The 21,489-nt window shown below is 44.1% G+C and carries 18 protein-coding genes; 2 read left to right on the forward strand and 16 right to left on the reverse strand.

Annotation, left to right across the window (positions count from 1 at the left end):
- Positions 1–84 precede the first annotated feature (84 nt).
- The 12 genes from EUBREC_RS13200 to pdxR all read right to left on the reverse strand — a co-directional run bounded on the left by EUBREC_RS13200 (position 85) and on the right by pdxR (position 13,904).
- On the reverse strand, positions 85–1,479 hold the full coding sequence (locus tag EUBREC_RS13200; RefSeq protein WP_012743692.1) for a UDP-N-acetylmuramoyl-tripeptide--D-alanyl-D-alanine ligase: 1,395 nt from the start codon (positions 1,477–1,479) through the stop codon (positions 85–87).
- Between the two features lies 1 nt (position 1,480).
- Positions 1,481–2,536 (reverse strand): D-alanine--D-alanine ligase family protein, encoded by a 1,056-nt coding sequence (locus EUBREC_RS13205; RefSeq protein WP_015516048.1) that lies wholly within the window; start codon positions 2,534–2,536, stop codon positions 1,481–1,483.
- Between the two features lie 172 nt (positions 2,537–2,708).
- Entirely contained in the window at positions 2,709–2,975 is a 267-nt protein-coding gene (locus EUBREC_RS13210) for a hypothetical protein (protein WP_012743695.1), read from the reverse strand.
- A gap of 222 nt (positions 2,976–3,197) precedes the next feature.
- The gene (locus tag EUBREC_RS13215) at positions 3,198–3,611 is read right to left on the reverse strand and encodes a transposase (protein WP_012743696.1); all 414 of its coding nucleotides are present in this window, start codon (positions 3,609–3,611) and stop codon (positions 3,198–3,200) included.
- A gap of 760 nt (positions 3,612–4,371) precedes the next feature.
- A complete protein-coding gene (gene hpf, locus EUBREC_RS13220; protein WP_012743698.1) occupies positions 4,372–4,899 on the reverse strand; it encodes a ribosome hibernation-promoting factor, HPF/YfiA family in 528 nt (175 codons plus the stop codon).
- A gap of 283 nt (positions 4,900–5,182) precedes the next feature.
- Positions 5,183–7,231, reverse strand: coding sequence for an ABC-F family ATP-binding cassette domain-containing protein (locus EUBREC_RS13225; protein WP_012743699.1), 2,049 nt, complete (start codon positions 7,229–7,231; stop codon positions 5,183–5,185).
- Positions 7,232–7,261: 30 nt separating this feature from the next.
- The gene (locus EUBREC_RS13230; protein WP_012743700.1) at positions 7,262–8,566 is read right to left on the reverse strand and encodes an ATP-binding protein; all 1,305 of its coding nucleotides are present in this window, start codon (positions 8,564–8,566) and stop codon (positions 7,262–7,264) included.
- A gap of 118 nt (positions 8,567–8,684) precedes the next feature.
- Positions 8,685–10,007 carry an ATP-binding protein gene (locus tag EUBREC_RS13235; protein WP_012743701.1) on the reverse strand — a complete coding sequence of 441 codons (1,323 nt, stop codon included), beginning with the start codon at positions 10,005–10,007 and terminating at the stop codon, positions 8,685–8,687.
- A 45-nt stretch (positions 10,008–10,052) separates the two neighbouring features.
- The gene (locus EUBREC_RS13240; RefSeq protein WP_041254226.1) at positions 10,053–10,721 is read right to left on the reverse strand and encodes a response regulator transcription factor; all 669 of its coding nucleotides are present in this window, start codon (positions 10,719–10,721) and stop codon (positions 10,053–10,055) included.
- A gap of 176 nt (positions 10,722–10,897) precedes the next feature.
- Positions 10,898–11,548: a phosphate signaling complex protein PhoU gene (gene phoU / locus EUBREC_RS13245; protein WP_012743703.1), complete on the reverse strand. Its 651-nt coding sequence runs from the start codon at positions 11,546–11,548 to the stop codon at positions 10,898–10,900.
- Entirely contained in the window at positions 11,548–12,309 is a 762-nt protein-coding gene (pstB, locus tag EUBREC_RS13250; protein WP_015516042.1) for a phosphate ABC transporter ATP-binding protein PstB, read from the reverse strand. The genes phoU and pstB overlap by 1 nt, the downstream gene beginning before the upstream one ends.
- Before the next feature lie 197 nt (positions 12,310–12,506).
- Positions 12,507–13,904: a MocR-like pyridoxine biosynthesis transcription factor PdxR gene (pdxR, locus tag EUBREC_RS13255; RefSeq protein ID WP_012743705.1), complete on the reverse strand. Its 1,398-nt coding sequence runs from the start codon at positions 13,902–13,904 to the stop codon at positions 12,507–12,509.
- Positions 13,905–14,392: 488 nt separating this feature from the next.
- Between pdxR and pdxS the strand changes: the two genes are divergently transcribed.
- Entirely contained in the window at positions 14,393–15,277 is an 885-nt protein-coding gene (pdxS, locus tag EUBREC_RS13265; RefSeq protein ID WP_012743707.1) for a pyridoxal 5'-phosphate synthase lyase subunit PdxS, read from the forward strand.
- 1 nt (position 15,278) lies between these two features.
- Positions 15,279–15,869 (forward strand): pyridoxal 5'-phosphate synthase glutaminase subunit PdxT, encoded by a 591-nt coding sequence (gene pdxT / locus EUBREC_RS13270; protein ID WP_012743708.1) that lies wholly within the window; start codon positions 15,279–15,281, stop codon positions 15,867–15,869.
- Positions 15,870–16,112: 243 nt separating this feature from the next.
- Here the strand turns inward: pdxT and EUBREC_RS13275 are convergent, their stop codons facing one another.
- From EUBREC_RS13275 to pstC, 4 genes are all read right to left on the reverse strand, one after another.
- Positions 16,113–18,536 carry a sensor histidine kinase gene (locus EUBREC_RS13275; RefSeq protein ID WP_012743709.1) on the reverse strand — a complete coding sequence of 808 codons (2,424 nt, stop codon included), beginning with the start codon at positions 18,534–18,536 and terminating at the stop codon, positions 16,113–16,115.
- 56 nt (positions 18,537–18,592) lie between these two features.
- Positions 18,593–19,282, reverse strand: coding sequence for a response regulator transcription factor (locus EUBREC_RS13280; protein WP_012743710.1), 690 nt, complete (start codon positions 19,280–19,282; stop codon positions 18,593–18,595).
- Between the two features lie 262 nt (positions 19,283–19,544).
- Positions 19,545–20,408, reverse strand: coding sequence for a phosphate ABC transporter permease PstA (gene pstA / locus EUBREC_RS13285; protein ID WP_012743711.1), 864 nt, complete (start codon positions 20,406–20,408; stop codon positions 19,545–19,547).
- Entirely contained in the window at positions 20,401–21,303 is a 903-nt protein-coding gene (pstC, locus tag EUBREC_RS13290; RefSeq protein WP_012743712.1) for a phosphate ABC transporter permease subunit PstC, read from the reverse strand. Before pstC ends, pstA begins: the two co-directional genes overlap by 8 nt.
- Positions 21,304–21,489 lie beyond the last annotated feature (186 nt).

Raw genomic sequence — 21,489 nt, forward strand, 5'->3', positions numbered from 1 at the left:
TAATATTATGAGGCTTGGAGAATATCCATTCCTCGCAATAATTAAATATCGAATTAATTTCTACCCGATTGATTTTACCTAATTTTACTTACTCAGAGCCTCTACCACCTTCGGAAACTCCATGAAGTGTGATGCCTTCACCAGTATGGTGTCGCCCTCCTTCACATATGAAAGAAGCTCCTGTGTCATGGTCTCCCTATCCTCGAAATAGTGGATGTCTACATCGGATGATTTCTCCGCTGCCCCGGCTGCATATTCCTTTGCAAGCTCTCCTGCGGCAAAAAGAGTGTGGATATGATTCTCTCCAACTGCTTCGCCTACCTCATGGTGCAACTTTTTCTCATCGCTTCCCAGCTCGCCCATGTCGCCAAGCACTGCTATTGTCCTGCCCTTTGCATGTGAAAGCACCTCGATAGAGGATTTCATGGATACAGGGTTTGCATTGTAGCAGTCATCTATCACTGTCATGCCGTGTGTTTTGATAAAATTGGTACGGCCTGCGATTGTCTCTGCTTTCTCAATTCCTGATTTTATCTCAGCTATTGTGAGGCCAAGCTGCAATCCGACAGCCGCTGCCGCCATGGCATTGTATACATTGTGCTCACCCGGGATGTGGATGTGTGCATCGAACTCACCCTCCGGAGTGACAAAATGAGCCTTCATGCCGTCAAATCCCAGGTTTTCAATATTTGTGGTATATACTGATTTATGAACGCCTGAAGCCGATTCCTTGCCATAGTATATGGCAGGCTTTCCATTTACCGTCTGCACTGTGGCGAGCTTGTCGTCATCTGCATTCAGCACTGCGACCGCATCCGGCATCATATGCTCAAAGCACTCTGTCTTGGCTTTAAGCACACCGTCCCTGTCGCCCAAAAACTCCAGATGGCAGTAGCCGATATTGGTGATGACCATAACATCCGGGCACGACATAGTAGAAAGTCTGTGCATCTCGCCAAAATCAGATATGCCCATCTCAAGCACCGCTACCTGATGACTTTCCCTGATTCCGAAAATAGTGAGTGGCAGGCCTATCTCGTTGTTGAAATTGCCTGCGGTCTTGTGGACGCTGTATTTCTGCTCAAGAACTGATGATATCATCTCCTTGGTGCTGGTCTTGCCGACACTTCCGGTGATGCCCACCACCTTGATATCTAGGCTTTTTCTGTAAAATGCCGCGAGCTTTTTCATGGCATCGGTGGTTGATTCAACAAGCACATATGGGCCTGCCGGATCCGTCAGCTCATGCTCAGAGAGCACAATTGCCGCCCCCTGCTCAAACACAGTCGGAATGAATTTGTGTCCGTCCACCCTTTCTCCCTTTATCGGGATAAAAAGATAGCCCTCCTTCACCTGTCTGCTGTCTATGACGGCGCCGGTGATTGTCGTATCAAGCAGTGTCTCATCGCCTATGTATGTGCCCTCACAGGCCTTTGCAATATTTGCAAATGTAAGATTCTTCATGTACTTATCCGACATGCTACACCTCATATTTTTTCAAAGATATGTCAATCAGATGCTCACAGAGCTGATTAAAGCTCATACCGATAACCGCTGCCTCCTGTGGCAGAAGACTGGTCGGAGTCATGCCCGGCAGTGTGTTTGCCTCGAGGCAGAACATCTCATTTTTGTCGTTGAGCAAAAAGTCTGAGCGTGAATATGTGTCAAGCCCGATAACACGCGCAACCTCCTCTGCATAGTGCTGCATATCCTTTGTCACCTGCTCAGGAAGCTCGGCCGGACATGTCTCTACTGTACTGCCCGCCTTGTATTTATTCTTATAATCGTAGAAGCCCTCCTTCGGTGCAATCTCTATAATAGGAAGAGCCTTTCCCTCGATAACGCCGACAGAGAACTCCCTGCCCTGTACAAATTCCTCGATAACCAGCTCATTTTCCCACTTGAAGGCATCGTCAAGTGCCGCCTTGAACTCTGCCGCATCCCTAACGATAGTGACACCGATGCTTGAACCGCCGCAGCATGGCTTTACCACGCATGGAAGTGTCAGGTCAAGCTTTGTGATATCGTCCTGTCTGGTCGCTCTGGTCATGGAAATGCCCTTTGGAGTAGGGATACCGTTTGCAAGGAAGAACTGCTTTGATGTCTCCTTGTTCATGGCGATGGCTGAGCTTAAATAATCGCTGCCTGTATATTTGACACCGAAGAGGTCAAATGCTGCCTGTATCTTTCCGTTCTCTCCGTTTTCTCCGTGGAGTGCCATGAAAACAATGTCTGCCATCTGACACATCTTGATGACATTTGGTCCGAAGAAGCAAGGTGACTGGTCCTTTCTGGAAGCCTTTACCTTTGCGAGGTCAGGTGCCTCTGTCGGAATATCGCTGACCTGCACGCTTATCTCGTCCGCGCGGTCAAATATACCTGTCAGGTCCTCCTCCCTGTCACTATATCCCATAAATACATCCAATAATATAACTTTGTGGCCGTTCTCTTTGAGCGCCTTAGCTACCATGCTTCCTGTCTTGAAGGAAACATCTCTCTCTGTGCTGAGCCCTCCGGCAAGTACTACGATGTTCATTTTTGTCCTCTTTTCTTTGATTGAATTATCATGCTTTGGTTTAATTAAACACAATGCAATACTTCTTTTTTAAAGCTATGAGTAATCAACATAATTTTTCCAAAATTATAACACCATTTGTGCAAAAAAGAAAGACCGGTTGCCCGGTCAAAAAAGAAATTCTCATTTTATTTTAAACTATGTTGGCTTCCAGCAGCTGTATCATTCTCATAAATACCATCCGCCCGTGCAAATCATCCTGTGAAAGTGATTCTCCGTACTTCAATACTAATAATCGGCACTGATAAAAATTCAGCTCAGGATTGCCAAAAAGCAAAATCCGCAAGGCTGCATTTTCCAGGTAATTGTGTATATTTCCCACCTCAATAAATATATCTACGATATCATCGAGGTTAATAAGTCCTTTCTGTTCATAATAAATTCTTCCCAAATATTTCATCCCTCCATCGATTGTATTTTTCGTAGAACTTCTTTTTTTGTCTTTCTTTTGAAATTTTGTCGCTTTTGCGAAATTTCACTCTTTGTTGGTGGATTCATTTTTCCATATAATATATCAATATTCTAGGCGCGTTACGCGCTTGTATTTTGAAGATTTCTATTAGAAGCTTCAATATTGATATGTGATTAGCAGTTTTCGACAAAATACGACATGGTTTTAGGTTTAATTTAGTTGGTTTTTGTTTAATATTGCTCTTTTTATATCAGAATTTTTGTAATGATAAATTTGTACTATTTTTGTGGTTTTTTCCTTGCTGGCTGCATCTGGTAGTCTTGATGCAATAAGGGCAATACAAGATAAATCCATAAAGACTTTTGCCCTTGCCATTTTTGCAACCCGGATGTTATCAAGGTTGTAATTATCTTTTAAATCTCCGAACGTACGCTCTACGCTGGTTCGTTGATTATATAGTTTTTCAAATGCTTTTGTTTCTCTGAATGGTGCTGTAATAAACCTTGAATTATCTTTGATTTTTCGACATAATCGTAACCAAGACTGCGTCTTAGAACCGGTAACCGGGTCAGATTTGAGACGCATAACCAATGCCTTTATATCTGATAATTGCTCTATTTGCATAGCATAATGTACAATAGCCCTAGGTTGATAGCATAGTGGGCAGGTCTTGAGGAGCTATAATCCATAAAACTTTTAAAACAGCTCCCAAAATTCAGCCCATAAGGCGGAAAAAATACGAGAAAAGTAGCTGAAACCGCAAAAATCTCCAAAACAGCTCTCAAACTCAGCCCATAAGCCGGAAAAAATCGCGTGAAAAAGTAGCTGAAACCGCAAAAATTCCCAAAACAGCTCCCAAAACCAGTCCATAAGCCGAAAAAATTCCAAAAAAAAGTAGCTGAAACCGCAAAAATCTCCAAAACAGCTTAAAAATTAGAGGCTTCTGGCATAATAGTGGAAGCCTCTAATTATTTCACATAAAAAGAGCCTCCACATTTCTGTGCAAGCTTCTTTTGAAAACTAAAAACTAAAAAATATATTGTTTTTTATATGTCCTTAAACATCAGTAAAATCAATGACTATGAATTATGTAATTCTCTCAATTATTTCATTTTTTGAAATAATTTTGACATGATTAGAAATGAATGTTAAAATATAGTTAACAAAAAGGTGCTACCTATAACAACGGTTCGCCTGATCATTTACTTAGTTAAAATAACCGTTCAGTTTCCAGGCTGGGGCGGTTATTTTTTTGTGGTCTTACTGCCATTGGAACCAATCGCATATCCAAGACCAAATGAGGTTAAACAGACATAAAAACCGGCAGCCAACGGCTGCCGGTTTTCGATGAAAGAAAGGTTAAATTATGATGAAAAACAAGAGTCTAACATTCCGGTTCGATAAGTCCGTATGTATGTCCTTTTCTCTTGTAGACTACATTTACTTCGTCATTCTCTGCATTTCTGAATACGAAGAAATCGTGGCCTGAGAGCTCCATCTGGATGCATGCATCCTCAGGATACATAGGCTTCATACCAAATCTCTTTGTACGGACAATCTTGATTTCCTCGTCCTCTGCATCGTCTGCCTCCACGAAATCATCCTGGAATATCGCCGGTGCATACTTCTTTGCGGAAATCTTGGTTCTGTATTTGCGAAGCTGTCTCTCGATTACTTCCTCTACGAGGTCAATTGATACGTACATATCATTGCTGACCTGCTCTGAACGGATAACATGTCCCTTTGCCGGGATAGTAACCTCGATTTTCTGTCTATCCTTTTCTACGCTGAGTGTAACGTATACGTCTGTGTCCGGTTTAAAAAACTTCTCCAGCTTTGACAGCTTCTCCTCTACTGCCTGCTTAAGCCCCTCTGTTAATTCGATGTTTTTTCCTGAAATTGTTATTCTCATGATGTCCAACCCCTTTATCGTTTATTTGATACGTTGTCTGTATCATGTAAATATTATACCATAAATTTCGTTTTCATCAATCATTTTTATGCAATTTATATAAATAATCAAGGGTTTATTTACGGTTTTTCGCGAAATCGCTTGATTTCGCTATGATTAGGGATTTCATCAGAATAAAAAACATCAAGTCGAGTGATTTTTTATACACTATCGCAACATTTCTCAACTACAACAGCACATCTAAGCTATCACAACGTTTCTAAGCTACCACAGCGCATCTAACCTATCCCAGTGCCTCAAGCTGAGAGGAAAGCTCCTCCCACGCCTCCATATCAATAAGGATTTCTTCCTCGAGAGAGTCTATTTCGTTCTGGATTTCCGTGAGCTTTGAGTAGCTTGACTGATACTCCGGCTTCATGAGCTCGGCCTTGAGCTCATCCAGCTTTGCTTCCTTGACCGCCAGGTCCTCCTCGGCCTTTTTGACCTTTTTTTGTATCTTTGAGCGCTCCTTGCCCGGGTTGTAGTATGCCTTGCCGGTTGATGAGACAGCCATGCCGCCAGCCTGGGCTGCGCTATTTGCATTGGTGCTTTCGCCCACATTACCTGCTGCAACGGTTTGTGACGTGCTCCGGTTTGCATCACTGCCTGTCTGACTGCTGACGTTCTGGCTTATCGCGCCGCCAAATATTGCATTGCCTCTGTATACATTTTTGCTTTCCTCAGCCTCACGATCGAGCTTTTCCTGATACTGCTCATAGCCAAACTGATAGAGATTGGTCGTGCCATCCTCGAACACAAGCAGCTGTGTGGCTACCTTTTTCACAAAATATCTGTCGTGTGATACAAAAATCAGTGTGCCCTTGTAGTCCTTAAGCATGCTCTCCAGCGTTTCCTTGCCTACGATATCCATATGGTTAGTTGGCTCATCGAGCACGAGCACGTTCGGTCTGGTCTTTAAAATCTTGCAAAGCGCCAGTCTGACCTTTTCTCCTCCAGATAGCATATTTACGTTCTTGAACACGTCCTCCCCTGAAAAAAGGAAGGCTCCGAGTGCATTTCTGGCCTCGGTTTCCGTGAGATTCGGATACTCATCCCAAAAATCATCGAGCACAGTCTTGCTGCTTGTATACATGGCCATCTGCTGGTCGAAATATCCTATCTGCACGTTGGTTCCGAAGCGGTACTCGCCTGAAAGTGCAGGGATCTTACCCACGATAGTCTTTAAAAATGTCGATTTTCCAAGTCCGTTTCCGCCGAGTATGCCAAGCTTTTCGCCTCTTTTCAAATCAAGCGACACTACGGAGAGCGGATGGTCATAGCCGATTGCAAGCTCTGATGTATAAAGCACATCGTTTCCGGTCTCCTTTTCGGGCTGGAAATTGGCATGGAAGGTCTTGTTGTCGTACTTGTCCGGTGCCTCGATAATCACCATGCGGTCGATAGCCTTCTGCTTTGACTGTGCCATGGCTGTCTTGGTCGGCTTGCCCTTGAATCGCGTAACCATACGCTGTAAACGCTCTATCTCCTTCTGCTGGGCGATGTGATCCTTCATCTGCTTGTCGTAGTTTTCCTTTTTGCGGGCGATAAAATTGGTATAATTACCCGGATAGCGCCTTGCTGTGCCGTACTCTATCTCGTATACCACATCTACCACATTGTCGAGAAACATACGGTCATGGGATACGACAACCACTGCCTTCGGGTACGACTTCAGATAGCCCTCAAGCCACTCAATCGTCGTGACATCGAGGTGGTTGGTCGGCTCGTCGAGAAGCAGTATGTCAGGCTTTGACAAAAGCAGCTTTATGAATGCTATCTTGGTCTGCTGACCTCCGGAAAAGTCACGGATTGGCTTTTTGCGCTCATCATCTGAGAAGCCGAACTTGCGGATCATGACCTCATATTCCTTCTCATAATAGTAGCCACCATCATCCTTGAAGGCCTCCTCCATCGCGGTATATCTGGCTACCTTTTCATCGGAATAATCATGCTCGAGCTCTGCCGCCGCGCGCGCAAGCTCTGCCTTTCGCTCGTCCATTTTCACGAAGCATTTGCGCACCTCCTGCTCGAGTGTCACATCAGGATCATCAAACGCAATCTGCTTCAGATACCCTATCTCGGGGTTTCCTGCCTTTGCAATAAAGGCGCTCTCATCGCTGTCGAGCTTTTCCATCTCAACCTCGCCTGAAATGAGCTTTAAAAGTGTTGTCTTGCCACAGCCGTTTCTGCCGACTATCGCTATCTTTTCTGTGTTTCTGATTTCAAAATCTATACTATGCAAAATGACGTCGTCGCCAAATGCGACAGCGCCATTACTTATCTGGTAGAGCATATACTATCCTTTCATGCTTATGCCTGCTGCTTAATTGTTAGCCATAATGTAGTTGACAAACTGTGTTGCAGTACGTCCCGAAATACCACCATGGCTGAGCTCCCACTTGTTTGCCTCCCTGCACAGCTCCTCGTCTGAAAGTGTGCAGCCGCTCTTTCTCGCAAGCTCTGTTACGATATTGAAGAACTCCTTCTGCGATGGCTTTGAGTAGCTGATCGTCACACCAAAACGGTTTACAAGTGACAGCTTCTCCTCAACTGTATCTGAGTGATGCTTGTCATTGCTGTTGTCCTGGTCATTGCGGTCATTCCATGTCTCCTTGATCAGGTGACGGCGGTTAGAGGTTGCATAAATCAGTATGTTGTCAGGCTTTGTCTCCACACCGCCCTCGATAACTGCCTTTAGGAACTTGTACTCAATCTCATGCTCCTCGAATGAGAGATCATCCATATATATGATAAATCTGTAGTTTCTGTTTTTGATTGCTGCGATAATCTTTGACAGATATTTAAACTGATGCTTGTATATCTCAATCATGCGCAGTCCGTCATCATAATACTGATTGACAATGGCCTTGATACTTGTTGATTTTCCGGTTCCGCTGTCTCCGAAAAGCAGCACATTGTTGGCCTTTTTGCCCTGCACAAACGCTTCTGTATTGTCTGTGAGCTTTTTCTTCTGGATTTCATAGCCGATCAGGTCATCGAGCATGACCGCATCCATATTGTTGATTGGCATGAAGGAAAAGCCACCGTCCAGATGCTCCTCAATCCTGAATGCCTTGTTTAGACCAAACATGCCGACTCCGTATGCCTTGTAAAAGCCTGTTACCACATCAAAGAACTCCTGCTCATCCTTAGCTGCCTCAAGCTTCTTGCTAAGCGCCCTTACCTTCTCGCTGACATTGTGATTGTACATAAGGTCCTTTTTCACAATGGCCTTATAATTGCTGATCTGTGTGAAGCAGTCGATTCCGAGTGCTGACTCGATTGGCTTGAAATCATAATCGAAAAGCTTCTTAAAAATCCTGAAATCGTTTGCCACAAGCCCATTTACGCTGCCATCGCTGGCTCCGACCTTCTCACAGGTGATGGAAAACGGATTCTCACTCATCATAAGGAAGAAAGTGAGATAGTTGTGCCACAAATTGTCATCAAAACCATAGTCTGTCGCTACCTTTAAGATTCTCTTGACCTGTGTATTGATGTCACGCACAAGCTCTGTCTTGTTGTACTCGCCCACCTCAAACTGCTCAAAGAGCTGTCCCAATTTATAAAGTATCTCGTCCTGAGGTAAATCTCCGTACATAAGTAATTTTGATATTTCCTGATACATGGCTGTTCCTCCTGGTTTTGCCTTGTTTCCGCTGCTAACATATGATTATAAACACTGCGCCTCGATTTTGCAAGAGCTTGTGTGCCCGGTATGGCGCAGGAGACGCAAAAAGGCGGAGCTAAAACTCCACCTTTATTGTTGTGCCACGTCCCACCTCGCTGTCGAGTGTAAGCCCTGCATCATGCAGCTCCACTATATGCTTTACTATCGCAAGCCCAAGGCCCGTGCCGCCAGTCTCCTTCGAGCGGCTCTTGTCTACTCTGTAGAAGCGCTCAAAAACGCGCTCCTGCTGGTCCTTTGGGATGCCTATGCCGTTGTCCTCGACCGTAAGAACTGTCTTGCCACCGAGCTTGTGTACCGTCACATTTACGGTGCCGCCCTCATTGTTGTAGCGGATAGCATTCTGGCAGAGATTCTCAACGAGCTCCGTGAGAAGCTGCCTGTTGCCTCGTACCATGCAGTCAGTGCCGTCAAAATTGAGTGCTACTTTTCTCTGCTCGGCATTCACCTGTAGATTTTCTATGCAGTCCTTGACCAGACCGTACAGATCAAGCTGCTCAAAGCCCTGCTGCGCCTCGCTGGAATCAAGCTCCGAGAGCTTTATGATATCATTGATTAAGGAAAGCAGGCGCTGTGCATTTCTTCTGATTTCAGTGGCAAAATGAATCTGCTGCTCCTTTTCGACCATGCCGTTTTCTATGAGCTCTGCATAGCCGGAGATGGCTGTGAGCGGAGTCTTTAGCTCGTGTGACACATTGGCTGTGAAGTCCTGTCTGCTCTTTGCCGCGGCAAGAACGCCCTCATGCTGTATCCTTATCGCATTCATGAACGGCACGAGCTCCTTGTACTCTGTCTTTTTCTGGATGACAGAGGCCTGCTCCAGGTTGCCTGCGAGTGTCTCGATTGGCTTCATGAGCTTTCTGGTCAGACTCTTGGCGAGAACCACACATATTCCAACTATGATAACCGTCACTATAAGCATGGCAGGTATACTGCTTGCAAACATGTTCCAGATACTTCTTGCTGCAATGGAGACACGCAGTACAGTTCCATCATTGAGCTTTATGGCATGATAGAAGGTATTGCTGTTCATGGTGGCTGATGTTCTCACGCTGTCTCCCGTACCTTTATCAAATGCTGATTCAACTTCCGGTCTATCGCCATGATTTTCAAGTTTTTTCACATCATTTTGATTGTCATACAGCACTGTGCCGTCCTTGTCAACCCAGGTGACACGAATACCCTCCACGTCAATCTGCGGGATTTCATTTATATCCTGTTTTAGTATTCCGGTGCTTTCTATTGTCTCTGCCATGACCTGCAGGTCTTCCTTTACCTGCTTCTGAAAGAGGTAATAGTTGATTACTGTCATGGAAACCATAGTGGCAATTGCTACAAAAAGTGCTGTTGCTACCAGATAGTAATTAATCTTCTTTTTCATGCTGTACGCTCCGCTTATGTATATTAGAAATCATTATAACAGCTATTATTCTATAACATAGCCCACATTTCTGACTGTCTTTATCCTGCTGCCATAGTCACCCAGCTTATGGCGGAGTGTCTTTATGTGCATGTCCACTGTACGTGTCTCGCCCTCAAAGTCAGTATCCCAGACGCTTCTCATGATGACCTCCCTGGTCATGACTATTCCCTGACTGCCCATCAGAAGCCTTAAAAGCTCGTACTCCTTGTATGTAAGGTCAACCGGCTCATTGTTCACTGTAACCACATGGCGCTCATGGTCAATCACCAGATCATCCAGCTTTAAAAGCTTCGGCTCCTCCTTCGCTGTTCTCCTGAGCAGTGCCTTTACTCTTGTGATAAGCTCCATGATTGAGAAAGGCTTTTTGATGTAATCATCTGCGCCTCCGTCAAACCCTTTTATCATATCCATCTCTGTTGTCTTGGCTGTGACCATTATAATAGGAATATCCTGTGTGGCCGGACGTTTTCTGAGCTTTCTCACGATATCGTAGCCGCTCTCATCCGGAAGCATCACATCAAGCAGTATAAGGTCCGGTACGAGTTCATCCAGCTTCTTGTAAAATTCCTTTGCATTTTCAAATGCACTGACTATGTAATTACTGTTTTTTAAAGCAATACTCTCTATCTCACGTATGCTCTCGTCGTCCTCTACAATATAAATAAGTGCCATAGCTTTCTCCATTTCAAAAAATCTTATGTAAAATTTTTACCTGCTTTTTACTTTCGATTATACATTACTAATGTAAAACAGACGATGGTTTTATGTAAAATTTATGTAAAATCCATCGTCTGTATCAATTTTGTTTGTATATAACTATGATTTAATTTTTCAGCATAAAGATTAAATCATGATTTGCGAACCTTATCATCAAGCGCAAACTCAACCCACTCAGCAATATTTGTCGCATGGTCTCCAATACGCTCAAAGTATTTTGCAACCATGAGAAGATCCTCTGCCTGCTCACCATCCTCCGGATGTTCCCTGATGAAATCAATAAGCTCAGCCTTTACCTTATCAAAAAGATCATCAACCACATCATCCTGCTTCATCACTATGTGAGCCTTGTCATTGTTCTTCTCAACATATGCCTCGATTGCCCTGATAAGCATAAGCATTGTCTCTGAAGCCATGCTCTTGACATGCTCTATATTGACCCTGTATGGCTTATCACTGCTCATCAAAATGGTCATCTCGCTGATATCGGCTGCGTGGTCTCCTATACGCTCCATATCAGTAACCATCTTCATCGCTGCAGAAATTGTTCTAAGGTCTCTTGCTACAGGCTGCTGCTGCATGAGCAGATCAAAGCACAGGCTCTCTATCTTTTTCTGCTCTCTGTCTATCTCTGAATCGCCCTCCATGATGGCTTTGGCGCTATCGGCATCCTGATGTATAAATGCCTCGATTGCTTTCTGGATTGACTCCTCAATCATGCTTCCCATGTGCATCATTTCTTCATTCAGCTTCTTAAGCTGCTCGTCGAATTTCGATCTCATTAACCAAACCTCCCTGTGATGTAATCCTCTGTTCTCTTGTCCTGTGGATATGAGAAAATTGTCTTTGTGTCACCAAACTCAACCATATCTCCCACAAGGAAGAAGGCTGTATCGTCTGACACACGCACTGCCTGCTGCATGTTATGTGTTACAACCACAACTGTGTACTTTTTCTTTAAATCCTCCATGAGCTCCTCTATCTTTGAAGTAGAGATAGGGTCAAGCGCTGATGTTGGCTCATCCATCAAAAGCACCTCCGGCTGTACGGCAAGCGCTCTCGCAATACACAGTCTCTGCTGCTGTCCACCCGAAAGTCCCATAGCAGATTTCTTTAATCTATCTTTAACTTCATTGAATATCGCAGCACCTTGAAGACTTTCCTCAACTATCTGGTCGAGTATCTTTTTATCCTTGATGCCATGCACTCTCGGGCCATATGCGATATTGTCATATATGCTCATCGGGAACGGATTTGGCTGCTGGAAAACCATGCCGACCTTTTTGCGAAGTACGGTTGTATCGACTGATGGTGCATATATATTCTCACCATCTATCTCTATGCTTCCCTCGATTCTGACGTTGTCAACCAGATCATTCATTCTGTTGATACACTTTAAAAATGTAGACTTACCACATCCTGACGGTCCGATCAGCGCTGTCACGCTGTTTTCTTTTATGTCCATATTGACACCATGCAGTGCATGATTCTGGCCATAATACAGATTCAGGTCGCGAACCTGAATTTTGATTTTTTTCTCCATTTGTATCTCCTGCAACATGTAATAAATTTCTTGTCTTCGAGAATACATTATATGGATGCTTTGTAAAATGCTCTATCAGATGTATGTAAAATCTATGTCAAATTTTTACACACATAAATTATTCGCACTGTTTGAATTTATTATTTGTATACACTATTTATATGCTTTATAGTCGGCTTTATTAAAGTACTGTCTGGTTAAAGTATTGTATCTTTAATAATTAAAAGCTCATCCATTATCCTGTCTGCATCAATATTTGAGTAATTGATAATAAACTGATGCCTGTCCTCCTTTGGCTTGATCAGGTTGAAATGGGTAATCGCCTGAAGCTTTATACCTTTTTTCAAAAGCCTTTCTTCAACTGTTTTGTCCGGAAGGTTCGTGTCAAACTGTATGATAAAATGCAGTCCGGAGTCATTTTCTATCACCCTGCATTCCTTTTCAGTGAAGCAGCCTTTTATGGACGAAAGCACGCTCTGGCGCTTTCTGCCGTAGTGCAGTCTCATCCTGTTTATGTGCTTTTCAAAATAGCCCTCGCTGATAAATCGTGCCAGCGTGTACTGCTCGAAGGTGGATACCGTACATGAGTAAAATGAAAGCCTCCTGTAAAACTCATTTGCCAGATGCTCCGGCAGCACCATGTAGCTGATTCGGATGGTGGATGTGAGAGACTTTGAAAATGTATTTATATAGATGACCTTTTCACACGCATCTATCGAGAGGATGGGCGGTATCGGGTGTCCGTTCATGCGAAACTCACTGTCATAATCATCCTCTATGATGTATCTGTCGCTGCTCTCGTTGGCCCATGCCAAAAGCTCATAGCGGCGGTTCACAGGCATGGTGATTCCTGTCGGAAAATGGTGTGTCGGGCTGATATGTGCTATCTGCGCGTTCGCTTTCTTTATAAGCTCCACGCTGATGCCCTGCTCATCCATCTGCACCGGCAGACATTTTGCATTGTTGCACTCATATATCTGGCTGATTTTCTTATAGCCCGGATCCTCCACGCAGTATACCTTGTCCGTACCCAAAAGCTTCACAAGCAGTCCGTACAGATACTCTGTTCCCGCTCCGACTATTATCTGGTCCGGGTCCACATTCATACCGCGAAACGATGACAGATGGCTTGCTATCGCTTCCCGAAGCTCTCTCACTCCGCCACACGGCGACACCGACAAAAGCTCCTGCTCCCTAAGGGAAATCGTCTCTCGCATGAGCTTTGCCCATATAGAAAACGGAAAGTTACCCGAGTCTGTCCTGTTTGATGAGAAGTCAAATATACTTTCATCCTGCTCAGGCGGCAGCTTTATGCTAAGCTCCTTCTGCACCGGTGCCTTGATTACTCTGATATCTGACACATCGGCTATGAAATAGCCCTTCTTGGGCCTTGCAAACATATAGCCCTCGCCTATCAACTGGTCATATGCATTTTCAACCGTAATGGTACTAACTCCCAGATTCTTGGCGAGGGTACGTTTTGATGGCATTTTCTCCCCGGAGCTTAATTTTCCCTGTGATATATCGTTTTTGATGCACTCATAAAGGCATTTGTAGAGTGGTCCGTCTGTTTTTGTGAGGTCGTAGGTCAGCATTTGATTCACCGCTTTCTGGCATTTTTATTTTCCTTATTTTGAATATTTTAATATTACCAGATGTGGCGTATTATTGCAACCATGATATGCGGCTGGTGTGAGCAAATACAGCCCAGCGGCGCAGGCGACGAGTACACTCTCGTGTTCGCTACGCTTTGCAGCCAAGATACTGTAAGAATTATGCCTTATAGGTTTTCTATGCCAGACGAAACCGTCGCTACTCGCCTTCCATGGCTCGATAGCTCCTTGCCCCGGCTTCCATGCCGGTGCATTTCTGGTTCTCTTGGGCATAATTCAACAGTATCTAAGCAGCTCCGCTATGCGCTCCCACGAGAGTGTACTCGCCGCCTGCGCCACCTAAACATATTTGCTCACGCCTAACTACTTTCGTCATATAAATGATTAAAGGGGCAAAATACCTTTTGACCCTCATATCATATAAATTGATGCAAAAATACAAATGCAAAAACCAAAAGGAGATTTAACAAATGAAAAATAATAAGAATACTCAATACGAACTCAACAAAGGACTCGCGCAGATGCTAAAGGGCGGTGTCATCATGGATGTCACGACTCCGGAGCAGGCCAGGATTGCCGAGGCTGCCGGTGCATGTGCTGTCATGGCGCTTGAAAGAATCCCTGCTGATATCAGAGCCGCAGGCGGTGTTTCAAGAATGAGCGATCCTAAGATGATTAAGGGCATTCAGGAGGCTGTCAGCATCCCCGTCATGGCAAAGTGCCGTATCGGTCACTTCGTGGAGGCTCAGATACTTGAGGCTATCGAGATTGACTACATTGATGAATCTGAGGTGCTTTCACCTGCTGATGATGTGTACCATATCAATAAGAGAGATTTCAAGGTGCCTTTCGTATGTGGTGCAAGAGATCTCGGTGAGGCTCTCCGCCGTATCAACGAGGGAGCTTCCATGATCCGTACAAAGGGTGAGCCCGGTACCGGTGATATCGTGCAGGCGGTCAGACATATGAGAAAGATGAATTCTGAGATTGCAAAACTAACTTCCATGCGTGAAGATGAGCTTTTCGAGGCAGCTAAAAATCTTCAGGTGCCTTTCGAGCTGGTCAAATTCGTTCACGATAACGGCAAGCTCCCGGTTGTAAACTTTGCGGCCGGTGGTGTGGCTACTCCGGCTGACGCGGCTCTTATGATGCAGCTCGGTGCTGAGGGTGTGTTCGTCGGTTCAGGTATCTTCAAATCAGGCGATCCTGCCAAGAGAGCTGCCGCTATCGTAAAAGCTGTGACAAACTTTACTGATGCAAAGCTCATCGCAGAGCTTTCTGAGGATCTCGGTGAGGCTATGGTCGGAATCAACGAGAGCGAGATTAAAATCATCATGGAAGAAAGAGGCAAATAAAATGAAATCAGGACTTAAGATTGGTGTTTTAGCCGTTCAGGGAGCGTTTATTGAGCACAAGCGCATGCTTGAGTCTCTTGGGTGCGAATGTGTAGAGCTGCGCCGGAAATCAGATATCTGTGACTTAGACGGACTCGTGCTGCCTGGAGGTGAGAGCACTGTGCAAGGCAAGCTGCTCCGTGAGCTTGATATGTTTGATGAGCTTAAGGAAAGAATCGCAAACGGACTTCCGGTGCTTGCAACCTGCGCCGGTCTTATCCTTTTAGCTTCTCATATCAGCAACGATGACAACGTATATTTCGGCACTTTGCCTGTCACTGTTAAAAGAAATGCCTACGGCAGACAGCTTGGAAGCTTTGAGGCTACAGCAAGGTTTGACAATAGCTTTGACTTTACCATGACATTTATCAGGGCGCCTTACGTGGAAGCTATTGACGACTCCGCCAAAAATGATGTACATGTGCTCGCCGAGTATGACGGCAAAATTGTCGGCGTGCAGTATAAGAACCAGATTGGGCTGGCTTTCCATCCGGAGCTTGATGATGATACACGGATTCATGAGAGGTTTTTGGAGATGATATCTGCAAATTAAATCACGTCTATATTATGATTAAAGGGTCAAAATATCTTTTGACCCTCATATCATATTATTGAATGGCTATATGTGATATTACACATCTAATCTGAAACATGTGATATAGAGCATAGATGGAAAGCATAATAATATTACGCTTACACAATTGAAATGTTTGCGTGTAAAGACCGGGGCATCTGCCCCGGCTTTTGTTGTTTCTTATGTCGTATAAGTTCAATATATAATATAGTTTTAAAAAGCTCAAAACTCCAGAGTCACCTTAAACAGATCACCGTCCACAGTCAGCTCCAAAGTACCATTCATGAGCTTCATGAGACTTTCTGCAATAGACAGTCCAAGTCCGCTGCCCTCGGTATTTCGCGAGCTGTCTCCTCTGACAAAACGCTCCTTGAGCTCATCGCTTGAGATATTAAGCGGTGTAGCTGATACATTCTTGAAGGTTATGATGGCTCCGCTGTCCTTTGGAATGATGTCAATATACACTCTCGTACCCGGCTGGGCGTATTTGTTGATATTGTTCATCAGGTTATCAAACACTCTCCACAGATGTCGTCCGTCTGCCTGAATCATGACAGGTGTAACGTCATTTTTGATAATTAAATCAAGATTATTTTTCTCGAATTTTTCTTTGTATTCTCCGGCTACCTGTGACAGCATAACAGCCGCATCCAGTTCCTCAAGTTCTACATTTATGCTGCCGGTAGATGCCTTTGACGCTTCGAGTAAATCCTGAATTAATTTTTTCAAACGTGATGACTGTCTGTCGAGAACGTCAAGATATTCGCGTACCTTCTCGTTATCTATGTCCTCCTTCTGCAACAGGTCCACATAATTGATAATCGAGGTGAGCGGTGTCTTGATATCATGCGACACATTTGTGATGAGCTCCGTCCTGAAGCGCTCGCTCTTCATTTTTTCAGAGACCGCCGCCTCTATTCCATTGCTCACATTATTCAAATCCTCGCCATGCTTTCTGAAAAACAGCATGAGTCTTGATGTATCAACCGGCTGTGAAAAATCACCGTTTGCTATTGCCTTTGCGGCGCATCTTATCCTGTCATACTGCATGATGAATGTGATAAGCAGCGCAAGCTCTATAAGCTTTATAATAAATACAAAGCCAATAAGCTCCATGCCAAAGCCTATAAGCTCAAGCAGACATAAAAGGCCGAATGCCAGCATACTGATCAAAAACAGCGGTACATTTCTTTCTATCCATGAAAAGCCGTATCTGATTGGAGCAAATACCATCCTGCATAGCTTTTTGACAGGCTTTAAGAAAAATCTCACAACATAGTAGCACAGTGTATGCTTCCAGAACTCATGTGCCCTGATTCTTACGTATGTTGACAGGATTGCTTCAAGCGAAACCATGGTTGCCGCCAGACAAATGAGTGCCACCACCGGAAGCTGCTTTGTAAGTAAAAAGCCTGCCGGAAATACCATAAAGTCTGCAAACATTGTCACTCCAAGCATCACCTCATACGACAGCCTGTCATATAATCGTAATTTAATTTCTTCCGAATCCTCACGTTTTCCGGCAACTGTCAGCAGATACCCCGCTGTAATCACAAAACCAAGTATAAATATGACAAACAATACACTCAAATGAGCCTCTGTAAATTCCATGACGTCAAGTAAGCTGTCTGCCTGATTGAAGTAATCGCCCTTTTCCTGAAGCTGCTGGGGAAGCTTTGCATACACATAATAGTACTCAGGCTTATCTTCCGTTTGGGTGTATGGATAGTACACAATTCCGGTATCCGATATATTAAAGGTATCCGGTAAAAGCTCATAGCTCTCATTCACCTGCTCCACCACTTTTATGATTTCGTAGCTGTCATAATAAATATCCTCATCATAATCGTAGTAAGAGCCGTCACTATCAAAGCGCGAATCGCCGTCATCACTCAGATTCATGCCACACTTTATATGATTTCCTTTTTCATCATAGCACTTTACATTTTTCCACTCGGCAAAGCCTGTAATATCGAGTGACTGGCCTGTAAACATCTCCTCGTAGGCAAAGTAATTATTTCCATTCTCATCGGTTTTCTCAACTGCCTTATATAAGCCAAGCGAGCTGTTATCGTTAGAGCCTGTCATCACCCTCACCTTTGGAATGACATAAGCGGTACCATCATTCAGGCACAGATAAAAGAGCCCATTTGTCTTGGAATACATGATTGAGCTGATTCTCTCACTGTTCATATTGTTTGATGCATCGTCTGACTCTTCATAGCGGCCGCTCATTGCATCCCACAGATATGATAGCCTGTTCCACTTTAAGTTCTTTGCCTTGTAGCTAAAAATATAATCCGGATTTGATATTTCATCCACACTTGAATACACCTTTGCTGCATCAGATTTTACATCTACCTTGTCCTCTGATGTTTCATTACTCTTTACCACTGCGGCCTGCAGATTGGTATCGTCCATCATCTGCGAAAATGCATTGTCATCACCGGATTCATAATTGTACACCATCTGTCTGCTATAGGCTCCTGCAATATTCGCATGAATTTCATCCCTTAGCTGTGCTGTACTTTCATAATTGTTTGTATACACTGCAACTATCGTTGTTACAACAAGCCCTGCCGCCATGACCGAGCACACTATAAATGCCGCAAGCTTAAGCCACAGATTCCTTGATATTTTTTTCATATCATTCACCTTCCATTTTATAGTGCTTCACTTGACAAACTTTATCAAGCATGCACCTATTCAGCGTCAATTTTGTATCCGCGACCCCAGATGACCTTTAAGTATCTTGGCTCAGCCGGATTTATCTCAACCTTTTCTCTGAGATGGCGGATATGTACCGCCACCGTGTTTTCTGTCCCATACGGCTCATCCTTCCAGACCTTTGCATATATCTGATTTGGCGAATACACCTCGCCCGGATGCTCCATGAGAAGCTTCAAAATATCGTACTCTGTACGTGTAAGATTTGCTGCCTCGCCATCAACTGTCACTGTCTTTGATTTGTCATCCAGCTCAATGCCGCCGATTACCAGCTTTCCTGCGCTTGTATTGCCTGCGCCAAGAAGCATGTACCTCCTGATCTGCGACTTCACCCTCGCCTGCAGCTCTACCGGGTTAAACGGTTTCGTCACATAGTCGTCTGCTCCGACCGTGAGCCCGAGTACCTTGTCAGTGTCCTCACTTTTGGCAGTGAGCAGTATGACCGGCACATTAGAGATTTTTCTGATTTCCACCATCGCCTCTATTCCGTCCATGACAGGCATCATGATATCCATCAGGACAAGATGCACATCATTGTGTTTTACTATATCGAGCGCCTCCAGCCCGTTTCGCGCCGGGATTACCTCGTAGCCATCGCTTGTCAAATAAATGCTGATTGCCGATACAATGTCTTTTTCATCATCACATACTAATACTTTATACATAATTGCCTCCGGAAGTTTTATGTTGGTCTTATTGTATCAATTGTAACATTAAAATCCAATTATGTAACACATTAAGATTTGTTTAAGAAATAATCTTAATGAAACTCAAAAGAAGCTCCGATTTACTGATATCAAATCGAAGCTTCTTTTCTTAGTCAGTTTATTATATTTGTTATTTACTATATTCGTTAATTTATTATTATGATTAAAGGGGTAAAATACCTTTTGACCCTCATATCATTATAATAACCGGTTGATTTGCTTACTTCGCCTGGAATTTCTTTGCCAGCACCTTTGTCAGGATGTTGATTAAGAATACGATTACGAGAAGCACAACCGCAATTCCAAATGCCTGGTCGAATTTTCCTTCACTTGTCGCTGCAAGGTAGAGCTTGATGGTAAGTGTTCCACCTGACTGCATTATCTTTGAGAAATAACCGCTGGCAACCTTTGGAAGCATTCCTGCACTTCCTGCCGTAAAGAGAAGTGCTGCTGACTCACCTACTATTCGGCCGATTGCAAGGATAACACCTGTGATGATTCCCGGCATGGCTGATGGCAACAGGATGGTGCGGATGGTGTGCCATTTTCCGGCTCCAAGTCCGACTGCTCCGTGTCTGTAGCTGTCCGGTACAGTTTTAAGCGCCTCCTGTGTATTTCTTGTGATGAGAGGCAGCACCATGAGTGTCAGTGTCAGTGAGCCTGTCAGGATACTGTAGCCAAAGCCTATTGTCTGTCCGAAAAACATCATTCCGAAGAGGCCAAAGATGATTGACGGTATTCCTGCAAGTGTCTCTGTGGCAAACTCTATTGTGGATACGAGCTTACCCGGCTTTGCATACTCATTCAAGTACACGGCTGCTCCCACTCCTACGGGAGTTGCTATGAGCATGGTGATAATTATGATGTAAAGTGTATTGAGCAGGTTGCCCGCTATTCCTACGGTGCCTCTTAATACAGATGTCTCGCTGGTCATAAACTGCCAGTTGACCTGGCCGATTCCCCTGACAAATACATATATGATGATTCCCGCAAGCAGCACTACCGATAATGCTGCGCACAGATATATGAAAAAATATACTACATCATCGCCTATTCTGCGACGTTTTCCATTTATACTAGTCATTTTCCACAGCTCCTTTCTTTTTGAGTTTCATAAGGGTGAGGTTGATTATCATAATAAACACAAAAAGCACAAGACCTACTGAGAAAAGCACCTGTCTGTGAAGTCCGCTGGCGTATCCCATCTCGCTGACGAGCTGTGTGGTAAGGAAACGCACTGAGTTGAACGGAAGTGGAAAGCTTACCGTTCCACCGGCTACCATGTTGATAGCCATCGCTTCTCCGAGCGCACGACCTATTCCGAGCACAATTCCTGTCATGATTCCTGACTTTGCTGCAGGAACCGTCACTTTAAATATTGTCTGTATCTTTGTTGCTCCAAGAGCAAGGGATGCCGCTCTCATCTGCTGTGGTACTGCCTGTATTGATGATACGCTCATGTTTATTACCGTAGGAAGAATCATGATTGCAAGCACTATGATTGCTGCAAGCAGATTTGATCCGCCGGTAAACTGATGTGTTGCTGAGTTTGCAAAAATATGTTTCTCCAGCTTGTATAATACCGGATTAAGTATCATAAGTCCTAAAAGTCCATAGATTACTGATGGAATGGCTGCAAGCAGCTCTACTGCCGGCTGCACTACCGCTGAGAGCTTTTTGTTTGACACCTCCGTGAGAAATACTGCCGTAAGAAGAGCAATCGGTACTCCTATGAGTATAGATACTGCTGTTCCTATGATGGATGTGAGGATTATGTACAATATTCCGTAGCTTGGGTCTGCCGCTGTCGGCGCCCATTTTGTTCCGAATAAGAGGTTTAACACTCCGACCTTGAAAAATGCCGGTGCGCCTTTAAGGAACATATAAATTGTTATTGATAATACTGCGAATATTGCCACAACCGCACATACCGTGAATATTATTTTGGCAACATTCTCTACTATGGATTTATGTTTCATTTGATACTCCTTGTTTCAAAAAGTTCCCCAGGAAACCTGCCATTTCCTGAGGAAACCCTGTATCTTATCGATATGTATTAATACTGATGTCTAATATCGATGTCTGTATTTTGCATTATTTTTTATACTTATACTTACTAGTGATGTCTCGCATCGATGTCTGTATTTCGTATCATTAATATGCCC

Source organism: Agathobacter rectalis ATCC 33656 (assembly GCF_000020605.1).
Taxonomy (GTDB): domain Bacteria; phylum Bacillota; class Clostridia; order Lachnospirales; family Lachnospiraceae; genus Roseburia; species Roseburia rectalis.

What these genes read in the sequence shown, in the direction of transcription:
- EUBREC_RS13200 (WP_012743692.1), bottom strand. Translation starts at nt 1,479, where the DNA reads ATGTCGGATAAGTACATGAAGAATCTTACATTTGCAAATATTGCAAAG.
- EUBREC_RS13205 (WP_015516048.1), bottom strand. Translation starts at nt 2,536, where the DNA reads ATGAACATCGTAGTACTTGCCGGAGGGCTCAGCACAGAGAGAGATGTT.
- EUBREC_RS13210 (WP_012743695.1), bottom strand. Translation starts at nt 2,975, where the DNA reads ATGAAATATTTGGGAAGAATTTATTATGAACAGAAAGGACTTATTAAC.
- EUBREC_RS13215 (WP_012743696.1), bottom strand. Translation starts at nt 3,611, where the DNA reads ATGCAAATAGAGCAATTATCAGATATAAAGGCATTGGTTATGCGTCTC.
- hpf (WP_012743698.1), bottom strand. Translation starts at nt 4,899, where the DNA reads ATGAGAATAACAATTTCAGGAAAAAACATCGAATTAACAGAGGGGCTT.
- EUBREC_RS13225 (WP_012743699.1), bottom strand. Translation starts at nt 7,231, where the DNA reads ATGCTCTACCAGATAAGTAATGGCGCTGTCGCATTTGGCGACGACGTC.
- EUBREC_RS13230 (WP_012743700.1), bottom strand. Translation starts at nt 8,566, where the DNA reads ATGTATCAGGAAATATCAAAATTACTTATGTACGGAGATTTACCTCAG.
- EUBREC_RS13235 (WP_012743701.1), bottom strand. Translation starts at nt 10,007, where the DNA reads ATGAAAAAGAAGATTAATTACTATCTGGTAGCAACAGCACTTTTTGTA.
- EUBREC_RS13240 (WP_041254226.1), bottom strand. Translation starts at nt 10,721, where the DNA reads ATGGCACTTATTTATATTGTAGAGGACGACGAGAGCATACGTGAGATA.
- phoU (WP_012743703.1), bottom strand. Translation starts at nt 11,548, where the DNA reads ATGAGATCGAAATTCGACGAGCAGCTTAAGAAGCTGAATGAAGAAATG.
- pstB (WP_015516042.1), bottom strand. Translation starts at nt 12,309, where the DNA reads ATGGAGAAAAAAATCAAAATTCAGGTTCGCGACCTGAATCTGTATTAT.
- pdxR (WP_012743705.1), bottom strand. Translation starts at nt 13,904, where the DNA reads ATGCTGACCTACGACCTCACAAAAACAGACGGACCACTCTACAAATGC.
- pdxS (WP_012743707.1), top strand. Translation starts at nt 14,393, where the DNA reads ATGAAAAATAATAAGAATACTCAATACGAACTCAACAAAGGACTCGCG.
- pdxT (WP_012743708.1), top strand. Translation starts at nt 15,279, where the DNA reads ATGAAATCAGGACTTAAGATTGGTGTTTTAGCCGTTCAGGGAGCGTTT.
- EUBREC_RS13275 (WP_012743709.1), bottom strand. Translation starts at nt 18,536, where the DNA reads ATGAAAAAAATATCAAGGAATCTGTGGCTTAAGCTTGCGGCATTTATA.
- EUBREC_RS13280 (WP_012743710.1), bottom strand. Translation starts at nt 19,282, where the DNA reads ATGTATAAAGTATTAGTATGTGATGATGAAAAAGACATTGTATCGGCA.
- pstA (WP_012743711.1), bottom strand. Translation starts at nt 20,408, where the DNA reads ATGACTAGTATAAATGGAAAACGTCGCAGAATAGGCGATGATGTAGTA.
- pstC (WP_012743712.1), bottom strand. Translation starts at nt 21,303, where the DNA reads ATGAAACATAAATCCATAGTAGAGAATGTTGCCAAAATAATATTCACG.